We start from the raw sequence: 18370 nt of genomic DNA, 5'->3' as shown, positions 1-18370 counted from the left end.
TCTTTTCTGTGTATTTCCATAAATGCGTTCGGACAAGAAAACCCTGCGACAGGAATTTCTATAAAAAAGGATTACGAATTACCTGATCCTACCCAATACGAAGCATTTTATGATATAAAAACAGGGATGTATCTCGTATATCCCAAGATTGGAAATATTGTAACCGGAGTTCCTACGGCGATGTCTCCGGAAGAGTATAAGGAATTTATGCTCGCAACACAATCAAAAGCTTATTATAAAGAGAAATCTGACCGGTACAGTCTACTTTTCAGAAAAGATAAAAGTGATGCGTTAAAAAAAGGATTAATCCCTGCTTTAACCATCAGAAACAGACTTTTTGAAACCATTTTCGGAAGCAATAAGATAGAAATCATTCCATCAGGATTTGCTTCTTTTGATTTTGGAGGGTTGTACCAGAAAATTGATAATCCGCTGATTCTGCCACAAAACAGAACCAGTTTTACTTTTGATATCAACCAGAGAATCCAGTTAGGACTTTTAGGAAAAGTGGGTGAAAATCTGCAGTTGAAAGCCAATTACGATACCCAGAGTGGTTTTGCATTTGAAAACAAGATGAATTTGGTATGGCAGGCAAAAGGAAACTGGAAAGATTTGCAATCTAAAGGGCTTGGAGATGTAAATTCTCCAGGAGCAGGCGGTGAAGATAAAATTATAAAGAGAGTAGAGTTCGGTAACGTGAACATGCCGCTGTCTACCAGTCTTATTCGTGGGTCCGAATCATTGTTCGGGGTGAAAACAGAATTTCAGTTAGGGAAGACGTACGGAACGGTAGTATTATCGCAACAACAAGGTGAGGCAAGGAATATTGTCGTACAAGGTGGAGGAGTGATGAACACTTTTAAAATCAATGCAATAGATTACGAAGATAATCAGCATTACTTTTTAGGGCATTACTTCTTAGATGGTTATGATAATGCATTGCTTAATTATCCTCAGATCAATTCCAGAATCAACATTACAAGATTGGAGGTTTGGGTGCTGGATCAAGGAAACAGTAATCTTGCCTATCAAAAAAGTATAGTCGGAATCCGAGATTTGGGGGAAGGCGCAGCTGGAACACCGGATAACTCTCAGAATGGTCTGTACACTGCAATTTCCACGGCAATGGGAACCAGAGATCCCGGAACGAATTATGGGGATATCTTACAAGGAGGAACATTTCCGGGAAGTACACAGCCGTATAGTAACGGAGAACAGTTTATTTTTAATAAAAAAGCAAGAAGGCTAAACGCCAACGAATATACCTTCCAACCACAACTTGGATATATCTCATTGAACCAAAAGCTAAACGACCAGCAGTTGCTGGCTGTTTCATATTCATATACCCTGAACGGAACAAATCAGGTGTATAAAGTAGGGGAGTTTTCGGAAGAAAGCCCTGTTTTGGTAGCTAAGCTTTTGAAATCAAATACTACGGTAAATGTTGAATCTCCGATGTGGGATCTGATGATGAAGAATATTTATGCTTTGGATGCTGCACAGGTAAGTCAGGATGGATTTATCTTGAATGTTTACTACAGAGATGCACAAACCGGAGGTAAAGTAAATTATCTTCCTAACACCAATGTTCAGGATACGAACTTGTTGAAATTAATGAACTGGGACCGTTTGAATACCAATGGTGACCTTCAGTCAAACAGTGGAGGAACAACGGGAGATGGTATTTTTGACTTCGTCAACGGAATTACCATAAGACCGGAAACCGGAAAAGTTATCTTTACCAAAGTGCAGCCGTTTGGAAGTAATATACAGAACCTTTTAGGAAGTAATAATCCTCAGTATGTATTTAGTGACTTGTATGACAAACAAAAGCAGGCAGCGACTTACAGTAACCTTTCTCAAAGGTATACTATGGAGGGGCGTTATAAAGGGACTACAGGACAAGGTATTTCTTTGGGAGCAGTAAACGTGCCGCAAGGATCTGTAAAAGTTTCGGCCAACGGAGTGCAGCTAGCGGAGGGAGTAGATTATACTGTTGATTATATGCTGGGAACAGTTACCATCATTAACGAGCAGGTGAAACAATCCGGCCAGGCTATCAATATTTCTTTAGAAAATCAGTTAACATTCAATACGCAGAGAAAACGATTTTTAGGATTGAATTTAGAGAGGAGATTCAGTGAAAACTTCATTTTAGGAGGTACTGTTGTTAACTATTCCGAGTCACCGCTTACCCAAAAGGTAAATTACGGACAGGAAGCCGTAAACAATACAATGGCAGGGGTAAATTTGATGTATAACAATCAATTGCCATTCCTGACAAGATTAACCGATAAGATACCTTTGGTAAATACAGAAGCTCCTTCTAATCTGAACTTTAAAATGGAAGCTGCCTATTTGTTGCCGGGACTTAACAAAGGAACAGACAACCAATCTTATATTGATGATTTTGAACAAACCACTTCCAAAATTTCATTAAAAGAACCTGCAGCTTGGAGCTTGGCATCAAAACCTGAAAAAAATACACAGATTCCGTTCAATATAGCTCCGCCAAATAATGATATTACAGGCGGATATGGAAGGGGATTGTTGTCCTGGTATAGCATAGATCCTAGATTCTGGGGAGTAGGAGGTAAAGCACCTGCCGGAATAACCGCTCAGTCTGTTTCCAACCACGCCTCGAGAAGGGTACAGCTTTCTGAAATTTATAACAACAGAGATTTTGTAGCGGGTGAGCAAACCTTTACCAATACCTTTGATATTTCATATTATCCTCAGGAAAAAGGACCTTATAACGTCAATCCGGGCTCGGAAACCACTCAACAGAGATGGGGAGGAATCATGAGACCTGTCAGTGTATCCAACTTTGTCAATTCAAATATTGAATATGTTGAATTTTGGTTGATGGATCCTTATGCGGATGGAAAACCATTGAGTAATCCAGGGAATACACCTAAATTATTATTACATTTAGGAAATGTGTCCGAAGATATTCTGAAAGACGGATTTATGCAGTATGAGAACGGACTTCCGACACCAGCTTCAACATTTACTACAACCAATTCAAACTGGGGGATACAACCAAAACAGCCTCCTGTTTTATATGCATTTTCCAGTGAAGGTACAGACAGAACGGTGCAGGATGCGGGATATGATGGTTTAACGTCTGATCAGGAAGCAGCTCGATTTGGAAATACATTTATAAATCCGGTGACTAATTTAGCTGACCCAGCTGTAGATGATTTCTTATTCTACATGTCAGATAAATTTACAGGAACTCAGGCAGCTTCAGTCGTAGAACGTTATAAATATTTCAGAGGTCCGGAAGGAAACTCTAAAAGCAATTCTCTGGAAGTTTCTTCACAAACTCCGGATGCAGAAGATATTAATAAAGATTATAATTTAGATCAGAGTGAAAACTACAACCAATATGAAGTTAACTTAGATCAAGCAAGTCTTGCTTTAGGACAAAACAATATCGTAGACGTAAAAACTGTAAAAGCCAATTTCCAGAATGGGCAGTCGTCCGATGTGAAGTGGTATTTTTCAGAATTCCGGTTTCACAATATGTGGCAACAGAAGGAGATCATTCACCATCTGTTCTTAATAATGTGAGATTCGCAAGATTACTATTAACAGGATTCGACAATACATCTACCCTAAGATTTGGTTCGATGGATCTAGTTCGTTCTGACTGGAGAAGATATCCGAATAAAATTGCCAGTGAAACGGTAGATTCTCCTACAGAAGGTACAGCAGGAAGTGATACAATGAATGATAACTTCGAAGTAGGAAGTGTGAACATTGAAGAGAACGGATTGAATCAGCCTCCTTATGTACTGCCTCCGGGAATCGACAGACAGGTTTTAAGTGGAAATGCTGGAGCTCAGAGACAGAACGAAGCTTCATTATATATGAAGGTAAAAAACATGCGGGAGGAAGCAAGAGGGGTATTCAAGAATACAAGCTTGGATATGAGAAGGTATAAAAAGCTAAAGCTTTTCCTTCATGCTGAAAACCTGGACGATCCTACTTTGCCAAAAGTTGACAATAATTTGAAATTCTTTATCCGTTTTGGAAGCGATGCTACAGATAACTATTATGAATATGAAGCTTCAGTAAAATATACGGCGAATACGGCAACAGCTCCTTTAGAAATCTGGCCGGTAGAAAACGATGTGGATTTTGCAATTCAGGATTTTGTAGATGCAAAAATCAGAAGAGATAAGCAGTTTCCCACTAAGATTACCGAAAGAATCAAAGATGCACAATTTAGTCATGATAATAAAGATATCTACATAAAGGGTAGGCCTTCTCTTGGAAATATTACAACGATCATGATAGGGGTAAGAAACTTGCCGCGAGGAGAGATTAATAGCAAAGGAAGGGTATTCTGGGTAAATGAAATCCGTCTTTCTGAAATTGAAAACGATGGAGGATATGCCGGAAATGCGAGCTTGAATTTCAATCTCGGAGATTTCGCAACGGTAAACACAAGCGCTTCTTACAGCTCTGTAGGTTTCGGGAACATAGATTCAAAACCGGCGGAAAGAAGTCAGTCTTCACAATCTGCTTTCAGTATTAATACTGCAATTAATGTAGATAAACTATTACCGGAGAAAAGCGGAATGAAAATCCCATTGAACTATTCATATTCCCAGACGATCGAAGATCCAAAATACAACCCGCTGGATACCGATGTTGAGTTTAATAAAGCCGCGAATAAGGCAGAGCTTAAAAAAAGTAGCCAGAACGTACACGCAGCAAAGGAGCATCGGTGTTGTGAATATGCATAAAGAAAGAGTAAACCAGAATAAGAAACCTAAATTCTACGATATAGAAAACGTTTCCATGACTGCGGTTTACAATGATGATTATTACAGGGATATTTATACCAAGAAGAATTACAGACAGTATTTCAGAGGGTATATAGATTATAATTATACATTTAAACCTTGGGTAATTAGACCTTTTAATAAACTTATCAGCGATACGGCGAAATCAACAAAATACCTGAGATGGGCAAAAGAGTTTAATTTTAATCCAATTCCTACAAAACTATCTTTCAGAACAGAGATCGATAGAAATTATAATGAGCTTGAATTTAGAGATATCGAATCTATTCTTTCAGGAAACTTCGGAAGTAACTTTGATGTGATTAAAAACAGAAACTTCTATTTTGGATGGCAGTATGGGTTAGAGTTCGGACTTACAAAATCTTTAAAGCTTCAGGTGAACTCGCTTACCAGAACATTGAATGATAATATTGATGTAAATACGATGGACAACAGTTCAATTTTCGGAAATGTATTCAGAGCCGGAAGACCTGTATTGTATAATCATAGAGTACAGTTAAGCTACCAATTGCCATTCAAGTATTTCCCTTATTTGGATTTCGTTGAAGCAGAATTGGGATATGGATTTACTTATAACTGGAATGCAAGATCAACAGCTTTACTTTCAAGTCCGGAAGGAAGTTTAGGATCTATTGGTCAGAATACAAATGTGATCACAGCTAAGGCAAGTGCAGACATTCCTAAATTCTTTAGCCAGTTTAAATATTTCCAGAATATTTCTGCCAAGATGCAAAAAAGAAAAAGAGAAATTGACTCTTTGAATAATGTATATACATTAGCATGGGATAAAAAAAGATATAAATACAAAAGCTATAAATTTAAAAACAAACTAACGCCTTTGCAGAGTATAGCCAATTTCATGACGTCATTCAAACAGTTGAACTTTGATTATACAGAAACTAATGGAACTGTGATTCCTGGACTTCTTTCTGCTCCGAACTGGTATGGATATGGACAGACATTAGGAGGACCTACTGCGGGATTCCTGTTAGGATCGCAATCGGATATCAGAAGAATAGCAGTAGAAAACGGCTGGGTGAGTAGGTCATCATTGATGACGGATCCTTATATTCAGATGACAACAAAAGAATTAAGGGCCGATCTCCAATTTGTTCCTTTAAATGATTTTAGAATAGACTTCAATGTTCTGCATACTTTCAACAGAAACTTTTCACAGTCCGGGTATAATGATCCTCAGAATTTGGCCTATGCCAATCATGATTTTGCTTTTGCAAACGATTTTGTAACCTATTCCAATACCGTTGTAGCATTGAATACGTCATTCAAAGATGGAGCGGCAATTTATCAGGCGATTAGAGCAAACGCGGTTGCTATTTCTCAACAAATGGGAGGTCCATTAATGCAGACGGCTTTACAGAAGGTCATAGTATAGCAAATGCCTATGTTTTAATTCCTGCCTTTAGAGCTGCTGTAGAAGGAAAGTCTCCGAAAGCAATCGGGAACGCTAAAAAAGCGGGACTGCCGATACCTAACTGGAGAATTACCTATTCAGGTCTGAAAAATATTCCTATTATTAATGGGCAGTTTTCTAAATTTGATATTTCACATGCTTATAGTGCAACCTATACGGCAACAGGTATTCAGTCAAGCATCGATTATTATAAGACTTCTGGTAATGATAAAGATATAAATGGAGATTATATCAATCCTTATACTTTCTCTCAGGCAACATACTTGGAATCTTTCTCTCCGCTTATCGGGATAGATGTTACTATGAGAAACAATATGCAGTTTGGATTGCAGTATAATAAAAACAGAATGTTGCTTTTAGGATTGGTAAACCATACCCTTACTGAAGAGGCCAATACAGAATATGTAGTAAGATTAGGTTATATTATTCGAAACTTCAGATTGGGGATGGACAATTCAAGAGGAAGCAGATCTAAAGGAAGTGATCTTAACATTAGAGGAGATATTTCATTAAGAGACGGCCAGACAAGTATCATGAATATTCTGCTAAATGATTCTCAGGTTACAGGAGGGCAAAAAGTAATGAATATTAAACTTTCAGATTATAATGTTTCCGAAAATCTGAATTTAAGATTGTTCTATGAGCAATTAACTTCAAAATATAAAATATCCACGGCATTCCCGTTATCTACAATTCGGGCGGGGATTTCAGCAACCTTTACGTTTGGTGATTCCGGTGGTTTCTAAAAAATAAATTCAAAATTATAATTGCTCCCTTTCTATTCAGTAGTAAGGGAGTTTTTTGTGTGAAATCTTGGAAAATAAAAGAAGCTTTCATTACCTTTGAAACCGAATATTATTAATTAAACCCCATAAAAAGTATGCTTCAAAGTATACTTTTTATTTTACTAAAAACCATGGAAATCGTAAAAAAGAAAACGTACAAAGAAAATTATTTATTAAAAATTGGAATTCCTGTATTTATTTGCTTTACACTTCTTGCAATTATTCTGGATCATTTTAAAATAACAGATCCATCTTCCAGAGAAACGAGGTTTAATGATATCAATAATGTAACGGACATAATTCTTGGTGGTGTTGTAATTGCCCCTCTCTTTGAAGAATTTTTCTTTCGGGGCGTTTTTACCGGGAAAAAATATTTGAAATATATAAGTTACTTTGGAACTGCATTTTTGGTGATTATGCAGCAAAGCTACTTTCTGATTCCTCTATTAATACTGTTCATTATTTTGTTTGAATTAAAAGCCAAAAATAATTTTCAGAAATATTCTTTCTTCATAAATGCATTACTATTTAGCTTAATGCACTACAAGTTTTACGATTTACTAAACGTTTCTTCATATCCGAGTATTATTGGAACTGCAGGATTGGCTTTAGTGTTAATCTGGTTGGTTCTGAATGTTGGACTTTGGTCTTCCATACTGGCGCATTTCATTGTTAATGGAACTCTTATTTCTACAGCAATTATAAGTTATGAAAATACAGATAAAACTTTGAAAAAAGTAGAAACCAATGATTTTGTAATGACTTACCAATATGTTTCATTGTTTGAAAGTGACGGTCAGGTAGAGTTTTCCCGGAACAAAGAAGTTAAAGCAGTAAATACAAACATGGATAATATTAATAAATTATTTTGCCCAAACGCTGAATTAAAAAGTTGTATTTCGGTAAATTCAATATCGCAATTAAAAGAAACCAAACAGTACAAAAAAATTAGATTGCCAGACATTCCATGAATTGCTGGATAAAAGTAAGATTGCTGAAGAATAAATTCATATAAGCTTAAAGCTTTCCCTGTAAACCAGTAACTTTAATCTTCCCAATAAATATTTCTCTATTTCCTTTGAGCATTTATCTATTTTGAATAAATTTGTTGGCATAAAAAAATAAAAATGAACACACCATCAGAATTAAAGTACACTAAAGATCACGAATGGATTAAGATTGAAGGTAACGTTGCTACAATCGGTATTACAGACTTCGCACAAGGAGAGCTGGGAGATATCGTATACGTAGATGTAGATACTGTAGATGATGAGCTTAATGGCGGAGACGTTTTCGGAAGTGTAGAAGCTGTAAAAACAGTTTCAGACTTATTCTTACCTATTTCTGGAAAAGTTATTGAATTTAACTCAGACCTAGAAGATCAACCGGAATTATTAAATTCAGATCCTTACGGAAATGGATGGATTATTAAATTAGAAGTTGCTGAAGGTGCAGATCATTCAGAATTACTTTCTGCAGAAGAATATCAGGCTATCATTGGATAGAATTTCAAAAATATTTAGTAAGATTTTGCCCATTTATTGGGCATTTCTTACTTATATGCTCCTTAAACCCGGAGAAGAGAACCAGGAATATTGGTTCATGTTCAATGGTATAGACAAAGTTCTTCACTTAAGTATATTCGCAATGCTTGGTTTCTGCTTCATGGCAGCCTTTCCTAGAATCAGGTTTTCTTACTTTTTTCAGATTATTCTTATTTACGCATTCCTTACAGAAATCTTTCAGGAAGAAATGGGGCTCGGAAGATCTATGGAAACCCTCGATATTGTTGCAGATACTATTGGATGCTTGATAGGTTACTATACCTATAAAGCACTTATCAAACGTTTTTTCTGATTAGGAAAATGCAGCTTCTACTATACAGTTATTATTTTCATTTTATAAATTCTTGATTCTTGAATCAATTTTGTATTTTTAGAAGCTTGATCCCGCTCTCCGCACTCGCTATTTTCTTTTAAAGAAAATGAGCTCAAACAAATGCTGCGATCGGGGCTATCATTATAAGCAATAGCTGTCATTTCAATTAAAAGCAAGGATCTCTCGACGATAATTTCACGATATATAGTATTCAAACAGGTAGAATGTCTACCATTAAAATCAGCCAGAGAGACATTTCAATAAGACCTGATTGATTTTGTTATTGTGGATAAGTCTGGATTTTAAAGTTAAATATATTTATATCAATAACTTAAAATTAAAAGTTTCCCACAATTAGAATTTCATTTAAATTTTATGTTAAGTAAATTAGGATTGTATAGTAGAGAATTCTATCTTTGCCCCACTGAAAACGAGAGGAAGTAAGTAAGCGCAGAAGGGCTTTTAAGTAAGCATAAAGATTAATGAAATCACTTTAGGAGATACGGGAAAAACGATTAAAACTTTTTAAAAATAAAAGTTGCGGGAGTTAAAATTTTTTGTATCTTTGCAGTCCGGTAAAACGGGAAGCGCAGAAGTGAGATTGAAGGTTTGTAGAGAGGTTAAGGTTACAAAAAAAACTTTAAAATTTTCTTTAAAAACATTTGGTCGTAAAGAAATTAATAATTACTTTTGCACTCGCAAATACGGAGCGACACTGACAGAGAGATTGCTTCGGGAAAAGCGAAAGAATAAAGATCATTGACATACAATATAACAACCAAGTAAGGAAAAACTAAAGCGTTAAAAAACTTTGAGTGAGTCAAGACAAACATACAATGGAGAGTTTGATCCTGGCTCAGGATGAACGCTAGCGGGAGGCCTAACACATGCAAGCCGAGCGGTATTTGTTCTTCGGAACAGAGAGAGCGGCGTACGGGTGCGGAACACGTGTGCAACCTGCCTTTATCAGGGGGATAGCCTTTCGAAAGGAAGATTAATACCCATAATATAATTGATGGCATCATTGATTATTGAAAACTGAGGTGGATAAAGATGGGCACGCGCAAGATTAGATAGTTGGTAGGGTAACGGCCTACCAAGTCGATGATCTTTAGGGGGCCTGAGAGGGTGATCCCCCACACTGGTACTGAGACACGGACCAGACTCCTACGGGAGGCAGCAGTGAGGAATATTGGACAATGGGTGAGAGCCTGATCCAGCCATCCCGCGTGAAGGACGACGGCCCTATGGGTTGTAAACTTCTTTTGTATAGGGATAAACCTTTTCCACGTGTGGAAAGCTGAAGGTACTATACGAATAAGCACCGGCTAACTCGTGCCAGCAGCCGCGGTAATACGGAGGGTGCAAGCGTTATCCGGATTTATTGGGTTTAAAGGGTCCGTAGGCGGATCTGTAAGTCAGTGGTGAAATCTCACAGCTTAACTGTGAAACTGCCATTGATACTGCAGGTCTTGAGTAAGGTAGAAGTAGCTGGAATAAGTAGTGTAGCGGTGAAATGCATAGATATTACTTAGAACACCAATTGCGAAGGCAGGTTACTATGTCTTAACTGACGCTGATGGACGAAAGCGTGGGGAGCGAACAGGATTAGATACCCTGGTAGTCCACGCCGTAAACGATGCTAACTCGTTTTTGGGTTTTTAAGATTCAGAGACTAAGCGAAAGTGATAAGTTAGCCACCTGGGGAGTACGTTCGCAAGAATGAAACTCAAAGGAATTGACGGGGGCCCGCACAAGCGGTGGATTATGTGGTTTAATTCGATGATACGCGAGGAACCTTACCAAGGCTTAAATGGGAATTGATCGGTTTAGAAATAGACCTTCCTTCGGGCAATTTTCAAGGTGCTGCATGGTTGTCGTCAGCTCGTGCCGTGAGGTGTTAGGTTAAGTCCTGCAACGAGCGCAACCCCTGTCACTAGTTGCCATCATTAAGTTGGGGACTCTAGTGAGACTGCCTACGCAAGTAGAGAGGAAGGTGGGGATGACGTCAAATCATCACGGCCCTTACGCCTTGGGCCACACACGTAATACAATGGCCGGTAGAGGGCAGCTACACAGCGATGTGATGCAAATCTCGAAAGCCGGTCTCAGTTCGGATTGGAGTCTGCAACTCGACTCTATGAAGCTGGAATCGCTAGTAATCGCGCATCAGCCATGGCGCGGTGAATACGTTCCCGGGCCTTGTACACACCGCCCGTCAAGCCATGGAAGTCTGGGGTACCTGAAGTCGGTGACCGTAAAAGGAGCTGCCTAGGGTAAAACAGGTAACTAGGGCTAAGTCGTAACAAGGTAGCCGTACCGGAAGGTGCGGCTGGAACATCTCATTTTAGAGCGTCTTTAGACGTAAAACAAAATTAAGATACTTAAATGTATCATGTACTTACTTCAAAGTAAAGCTTTAGTTTTTTGTTTGGTTGATTTATAAGTAAAGTAAAAAGTTAAAAGTAAAAAGAGCCAAGTGATTGGATCGTTTAAAATTACTCATTACCCATTACTTATAAATATATATAAAAATATAACCCACTAGAAATTAGTAAAAGGGAAAGAGATTGAGAAATGAAGAAGAGGAAAAGGATATTACTTATTACTCATCACCCATTACTCATACAAAGTCTCGTAGCTCAGCTGGTTAGAGCGCTACACTGATAATGTAGAGGTCGGCAGTTCGAGCCTGCCCGAGACTACTAATTAAAGCGGATAGCAAATAGCGATGGGCTAATGGCAATAAGTCAATAGCAATAATCCAAAAGCTAAAAGCACTAGAGGGGGAATTAGCTCAGCTGGCTAGAGCGCCTGCCTTGCACGCAGGAGGTCAAGGGTTCGACTCCCTTATTCTCCACAGTTTTGGAGGTTTAGTTTAAAAGTTACGATTGGAGCCAAAAACAACAATTGTTTACTAAACCAAAAAGAAGCAAATAAGATCATTGACATTAACGGTAAAGACATCACAAAGAGAAAACCGAGCACTTATAAGTGCTTGAGTAACCTAAAAATAGGAAAGAAATCGTTAAGGGCGTATGGCGGATGCCTAGGCTTTCAGAGGCGACGAAGGACGTGGTAAGCTGCGAAAAGCTACGGGGATTGGCACACACGAATTGATCCGTAGATATCCGAATGGGGCAACCCAATACATTGAAGATGTATTACCTCTTAGGAGGAGCAAACCCGGAGAACTGAAACATCTAAGTACCCGGAGGAAAAGAAATCGAAGAGATTCCGTAAGTAGTGGCGAGCGAAAGCGGATTAGCCCAAAAGTCTTTATATGTTTAAAAGAATGTTCTGGAAAGAACAGCCATAGAGGGTGATAGCCCCGTATTTGAAAGGCATATTTAGATGATAAATGAGTAGGGCGGGACACGTGAAATCCTGTCTGAATATGGGGGGACCATCCTCCAAGGCTAAATACTCCTGAAAGACCGATAGTGAACAAGTACTGTGAAGGAAAGGTGAAAAGCACTTCGAATAGAAGGGTGAAATAGAACCTGAAACCGTACGCCTACAAGCGGTCGGAGCCCACAAGTTGGGTGACGGCGTGCCTTTTGCATAATGAGCCTACGAGTTAATTTTACTAGCGAGGTTAAGTAATTAAGTTACGGAGCCGGAGCGAAAGCGAGTCTGAATAGGGCGCATAGTTAGTAGGATTAGACGCGAAACCTTGTGATCTACCCATGGGCAGGTTGAAGCTTTGGTAACACAAAGTGGAGGACCGAACCGGTTGACGTTGAAAAGTCTTCGGATGACCTGTGGGTAGGGGTGAAAGGCCAATCAAACTGGGAGATAGCTCGTACTCTCCGAAATGCATTTAGGTGCAGCGTCGCAAATGAGTTTATTAGAGGTAGAGCTACTGATTGGATGCGGGGGTTTCACCGCCTACCAATTCCTGACAAACTCCGAATGCTAATAAATGTTCTGCGGCAGTGAGGGCATGGGTGCTAAGGTCCATGTCCGAGAGGGAAAGAACCCAGACCAACAGCTAAGGTCCCCAAATATATGTTAAGTTGAAGCAACGCGGTTGGACTGCATTGACAGCTAGGATGTTGGCTTGGAAGCAGCCATTCATTTAAAGAGTGCGTAACAGCTCACTAGTCGAGCGGTCCGGCATGGATAATAATCGGGCATAAACATATTACCGAAGCTATGGATTTGTATTTAATACATCTGGTAGGAGAGCATTCTGTTTGCGCCGAAGCAGTATCGTGAGGTATTGTGGAGCGGACAGAAAAGAAAATGTAGGCATAAGTAACGATAAAGGGGGCGAGAAACCCCCTCACCGAAAGACTAAGGTTTCCTCAGCCATGCTAATCAGCTGAGGGTTAGTCGGGACCTAACGCGAACCCGAAAGGGGTAGTGGATGGACAATGGGTTAATATTCCCATACTTGCTCACACTAAAAAGGGGACGGTTCGATGTAGCTATTGAAGACGGACGGAAGTGTCAAGGCCTAGCCTTCGGGCGAAGCTGTTATAGTGTAATCGGATCCAAGAAAAGCCGAAGTGAAGCAACCCGTACCAAAACCGACACAGGTGGTCGAGGAGAGAATCCTAAGGTGCTCGAGTGAGTCGTGGCTAAGGAACTAGGCAAAATAGTCTCGTAACTTCGGAAGAAGAGACGCCAACAGCAATGTTGGCCGCAGTGAAGAGGCCCAGGCGACTGTTTATCAAAAACACAGGACTCTGCTAAATCGAAAGATGCTGTATAGGGTCTGACACCTGCCCGGTGCTGGAAGGTTAAGGAAGGGCGTTAGCGTAAGCGAAGCGTTTGACTGAAGCCCCAGTAAACGGCGGCCGTAACTATAACGGTCCTAAGGTAGCGAAATTCCTTGTCGGGTAAGTTCCGACCTGCACGAATGGTGTAACGATCTGGGCACTGTCTCAGCCACGAGCTCGGTGAAATTGTAGTATCGGTGAAGATGCCGATTACCCGCAATGGGACGAAAAGACCCTGTGAACCTTTACTATAACTTCGTATTGACTTTGAGTAAGTAATGTGTAGGATAGGTGGGAGACTTTGAAGCCGGCACGCTAGTGTTGGTGGAGTCGACGTTGAAATACCACCCTTTACTTACTTGGAGCCTAACTTCTTAAAGAAGGACATTGCGTGGTGGGTAGTTTGACTGGGGTGGTCGCCTCCAAAAGAGTAACGGAGGCTTTCAAAGGTACCCTCAGCACGCTTGGTAACCGTGCGTAGAGTGTAATGGCATAAGGGTGCTTGACTGTGAGACCAACAAGTCGATCAGGTGCGAAAGCAGGACATAGTGATCCGGTGGTTCCGTATGGAAGGGCCATCGCTCATAGGATAAAAGGTACTCCGGGGATAACAGGCTAGTCTCCCCCAAGAGCTCACATCGACGGGGAGGTTCGGCACCTCGATGTCGGCTCGTCACATCCTGGGGCTGGAGAAGGTCCCAAGGGTTGGGCTGTTCGCCCATTAAAGTGGCACGCGAGCTGGGTTCAGAACGTCGTGAGACAGTTCGGTCTCTATCTATTGCGGGCGTTAGATGTTTGAGAGGGCTTGATTCTAGTACGAGAGGACCGAATTGAACAAACCTCTGGTGTATCAGTTGTACCGCCAGGTGCACCGCTGAGTAGCTATGTTTGGAAGAGATAAGCACTGAAAGCATATAAGTGCGAAACTCGCCTCAAGATGAGACATCTTTTAAGGGTCGTTGGAGATGACAACGTTGATAGGCTACAGGTGTAAAGTTGGTAACAGCATAGCCGAGTAGTACTAATTACCCGTAGATTTATAGCCTATTGGTTTACATTAAAACAAGCCTTATAAGTGCAATCATGGTTTTGCCTTTGTGATGAAATTTACCGATAAAACAGGTAGCAGATGATAGCTATCAGGTAGCAGGAAAACCTGCAACCTATCACCTTCAAACTGCAACCTTATATACAACCTTTAGGGTGGTTTTAGCGGTGGGGCTCACCTGTTCCCATTCCGAACACAGAAGTTAAGCCCACCAGCGCCGATGGTACTGCGACAAGCGGGAGAGTAGGTCGCCGCCAGTTTTTATTTAAAGTCTCATACATTATGTATGAGACTTTTTTGTTTTTAGACATCCAGTTTTTACAATAAGCAATGAGTAATGGATAATGAGTAATTTTGCAGATACCAGATGCAGAGGCTTTTCGTCATTGTGATCGAAGCGCACCAACCTCAAAATACAAGTCCGCTTAGTTGGGCTATCTTTCATTTTTTCATAAGAAAACGATTTTAAACGTCTTTTATAAAATAATAAAGAAACTAATCTTTGAAAAGTATTTTACAAAACTTTCTTCCAGATCTTCTTAATTATTCTTCAATCTTTTTACTTATAAAACATAAATGATTGTCTTGGCAAATAATAAAGGACGGTCATTACGAGAAGTGATATGAGACAATAATTAAATGATATCAATAAACCTTTCTCCGCAAAATTAAAATCTTATATAAAAGTCTGTAGCTTCCTGAGGCATATCCATGCCTTCTACTGTACTACTACTACTTTTTCTTCTTCTTCTCATTTAATCATATAAATCTTATTAAACTATCCTTTAGATCACAATAACATACAATCAAAGTCTTTACTTTGCGTAATAACCACAATCTTATAATCGCTTTACATTCTTAATTACCCTTAACTTCTACATGCTCTTAATGATTAATTTGCTTTACTACTTTCATTTTATTTACTCTTTAAATCTAATTCTTTTGTTTATTTTATCAGGATTTTTACATCTTTCAGTTCCCAATATCAAACATTAGTTTAAATATTTAAAAATTCTTCTCGTACCTAATCAGTGAGTTAAGATAAAATATTACGGGAATATCAATTTTATGTTAAATAAACTTGTTTCGTATTACCCAAACCTACTATCTTTGCCCCACTGAAAACGAGAGGAAGTAGGTAAGCGCAGAAGAGCTTTTAGATAAGCATAAAGATTAATGAAATCACTTTAGGGGATACGGGAAAAACAACCAGAAACTTTTTAAAAATAAAAGTTGTGGGAGTTAAAAATATTTGTATCTTTGCAGTCCGGTAAAACGGGAAGCGCAGAAGTGAGATTAAAGGTTTGTAGAGAGGTTAAGGTTACTAAAAAAAACTTTAAAATTTTCTTTAAAAACATTTGGTCAAAAAGAAATTAATAATTACTTTTGCACTCGCAAATACGGAGCGACACTGACAGAGATTAGCTTCGGTAAAAAGCGAAAGAATAAAGATCATTGACATACAATATAACAACCAAGTAAGGAAAAACTAAAGCGTTAAAAAACTTTGAGTGAGTCAAGACAAACATACAATGGAGAGTTTGATCCTGGCTCAGGATGAACGCTAGCGGGAGGCCTAACACATGCAAGCCGAGCGGTAGAGATTCTTCGGAATCTTGAGAGCGGCGTACGGGTGCGGAACACGTGTGCAACCTGCCTTTATCAGGGGGATAGCCTTTCGAAAGGAAGATTAATACCCCATAATATAATTGATGGCATCATTGATTATTGAAAACTGAGGTGGATAAAGATGGGCACGCGCAAGATTAGATAGTTGGTAGGGTAACGGCCTACCAAGTCGATGATCTTTAGGGGGCCTGAGAGGGTGATCCCCCACACTGGTACTGAGACACGGACCAGACTCCTACGGGAGGCAGCAGTGAGGAATATTGGACAATGGGTGAGAGCCTGATCCAGCCATCCCGCGTGAAGGACGACGGCCCTATGGGTTGTAAACTTCTTTTGTATAGGGATAAACCTTTCCACGTGTGGAAAGCTGAAGGTACTATACGAATAAGCACCGGCTAACTCCGTGCCAGCAGCCGCGGTAATACGGAGGGTGCAAGCGTTATCCGGATTTATTGGGTTTAAAGGGTCCGTAGGCGGATCTGTAAGTCAGTGGTGAAATCTCACAGCTTAACTGTGAAACTGCCATTGATACTGCAGGTCTTGAGTAAGGTAGAAGTAGCTGGAATAAGTAGTGTAGCGGTGAAATGCATAGATATTACTTAGAACACCAATTGCGAAGGCAGGTTACTATGTCTTAACTGACGCTGATGGACGAAAGCGTGGGGAGCGAACAGGATTAGATACCCTGGTAGTCCACGCCGTAAACGATGCTAACTCGTTTTTTGGGTTTTTAAGATTCAGAGACTAAGCGAAAGTGATAAGTTAGCCACCTGGGGAGTACGTTCGCAAGAATGAAACTCAAAGGAATTGACGGGGGCCCGCACAAGCGGTGGATTATGTGGTTTAATTCGATGATACGCGAGGAACCTTACCAAGGCTTAAATGGGAATTGATCGGTTTAGAAATAGACCTTCCTTCGGGCAATTTTCAAGGTGCTGCATGGTTGTCGTCAGCTCGTGCCGTGAGGTGTTAGGTTAAGTCCTGCAACGAGCGCAACCCCTGTCACTAGTTGCCATCATTAAGTTGGGGACTCTAGTGAGACTGCCTACGCAAGTAGAGAGGAAGGTGGGGATGACGTCAAATCATCACGGCCCTTACGCCTTGGGCCACACACGTAATACAATGGCCGGTACAGAGGGCAGCTACACAGCGATGTGATGCAAATCTCGAAAGCCGGTCTCAGTTCGGATTGGAGTCTGCAACTCGACTCTATGAAGCTGGAATCGCTAGTAATCGCGCATCAGCCATGGCGCGGTGAATACGTTCCCGGGCCTTGTACACACCGCCCGTCAAGCCATGGAAGTCTGGGGTACCTGAAGTCGGTGACCGTAAAAGGAGCTGCCTAGGGTAAAACAGGTAACTAGGGCTAAGTCGTAACAAGGTAGCCGTACCGGAAGGTGCGGCTGGAACATCTCATTTTAGAGCGTCTTTAGACGTAAAACAAAATTAAGATACTTAAATGTATCATGTACTTACTTCAAAGTAAAGCTTTAGTTTTTTGTTTGGTTGATTTATAAGTAAAGTAAAAAGTTAAAAGTAAAAAGAGCCAAGTGATTGGATCGTTAAAAAATTACTTATTACCCATTACTTATAAATATATATAAAATATAACCCACTAGAAATTAGTAAAAGGGAAAGAGATTGAGAAATGAAGAAGAGGAAAAGGATATTACTTATTACTCATCACCCATTACTCATACAAAGTCTCGTAGCTCAGCTGGTTAGAGCGCTACACTGATAATGTAGAGGTCGGCAGTTCGAGCCTGCCCGAGACTACTAATTAAAGCGGATAGCAAATAGCGATGGGCTAATGGCAATAAGCCAAAAGCAATAATCCAAAAGCTAAAAGCACTAGAGGGGGAATTAGCTCAGCTGGCTAGAGCGCCTGCCTTGCACGCAGGAGGTCAAGGGTTCGACTCCCTTATTCTCCACAGTTTTGGAGGTTTAGTTTAAAAGTTACGATTGGAGCCAAAAACAACAATTGTTTACTAAACCAAAAAGAAGCAAATAAGATCATTGACATTAACGGTAAAGACATCACAAAGAGAAAACCG

4 protein-coding genes, 4 tRNA genes, 4 rRNA genes and 1 pseudogene are annotated in these 18370 nt (G+C 39.9%); all 13 read left to right on the top strand.

Annotated elements, in window-relative coordinates; translation table 11 throughout:
- Positions 1-129 precede the first annotated feature (129 nt).
- Positions 130-6210, top strand: a pseudogene (sprA, locus tag MKS83_RS11495) (cell surface protein SprA); the annotation flags it as partial.
- A gap of 302 nt (positions 6211-6512) precedes the next feature.
- On the top strand, positions 6513-6995 hold the full coding sequence (locus MKS83_RS22325; RefSeq protein WP_410678457.1) for a hypothetical protein: 483 nt from the start codon (positions 6513-6515) through the stop codon (positions 6993-6995).
- 170 nt (positions 6996-7165) lie between these two features.
- Complete coding sequence (locus MKS83_RS11490) at positions 7166-8005, top strand: CPBP family intramembrane glutamic endopeptidase (RefSeq protein ID WP_240579811.1); 840 nt, start codon at positions 7166-7168, stop codon at positions 8003-8005.
- Between the two features lie 156 nt (positions 8006-8161).
- Positions 8162-8539, top strand: coding sequence for a glycine cleavage system protein GcvH (gene gcvH, locus MKS83_RS11485; protein ID WP_100377051.1), 378 nt, complete (start codon positions 8162-8164; stop codon positions 8537-8539).
- A gap of 55 nt (positions 8540-8594) precedes the next feature.
- Positions 8595-8891, top strand: a complete 297-nt coding sequence (locus MKS83_RS11480) for a VanZ family protein (protein WP_317224399.1) — start codon at positions 8595-8597, stop codon at positions 8889-8891.
- A gap of 854 nt (positions 8892-9745) precedes the next feature.
- A 16S ribosomal RNA gene (locus MKS83_RS11475) occupies positions 9746-11260 on the top strand.
- A gap of 283 nt (positions 11261-11543) precedes the next feature.
- Positions 11544-11617: transfer RNA gene (locus tag MKS83_RS11470), tRNA-Ile, on the top strand.
- A gap of 81 nt (positions 11618-11698) precedes the next feature.
- Positions 11699-11772 (top strand) — tRNA-Ala (locus tag MKS83_RS11465).
- A gap of 158 nt (positions 11773-11930) precedes the next feature.
- Positions 11931-14684: ribosomal RNA gene (locus MKS83_RS11460) — 23S ribosomal RNA — on the top strand.
- A 154-nt stretch (positions 14685-14838) separates the two neighbouring features.
- Positions 14839-14947: ribosomal RNA gene (gene rrf / locus MKS83_RS11455) — 5S ribosomal RNA — on the top strand.
- Between the two features lie 1269 nt (positions 14948-16216).
- A 16S ribosomal RNA gene (locus MKS83_RS11450) occupies positions 16217-17735 on the top strand.
- Together the 16S, 23S and 5S rRNA genes with 4 tRNA genes alongside form the textbook arrangement of a ribosomal RNA operon.
- Before the next feature lie 283 nt (positions 17736-18018).
- Positions 18019-18092: transfer RNA gene (locus MKS83_RS11445), tRNA-Ile, on the top strand.
- A gap of 81 nt (positions 18093-18173) precedes the next feature.
- A tRNA-Ala gene (locus MKS83_RS11440) sits at positions 18174-18247 on the top strand.
- Positions 18248-18370: the final 123 nt, after the last annotated feature.

This window comes from Chryseobacterium sp. Y16C (assembly GCF_022488405.1).
In the GTDB taxonomy this organism is placed as follows: Bacteria; Bacteroidota; Bacteroidia; order Flavobacteriales; family Weeksellaceae; genus Chryseobacterium; species Chryseobacterium geocarposphaerae.
The sequence above is the reverse complement of the archived record's forward strand: the minus strand, read 5'-3'. Positions and strand labels throughout refer to the sequence as shown.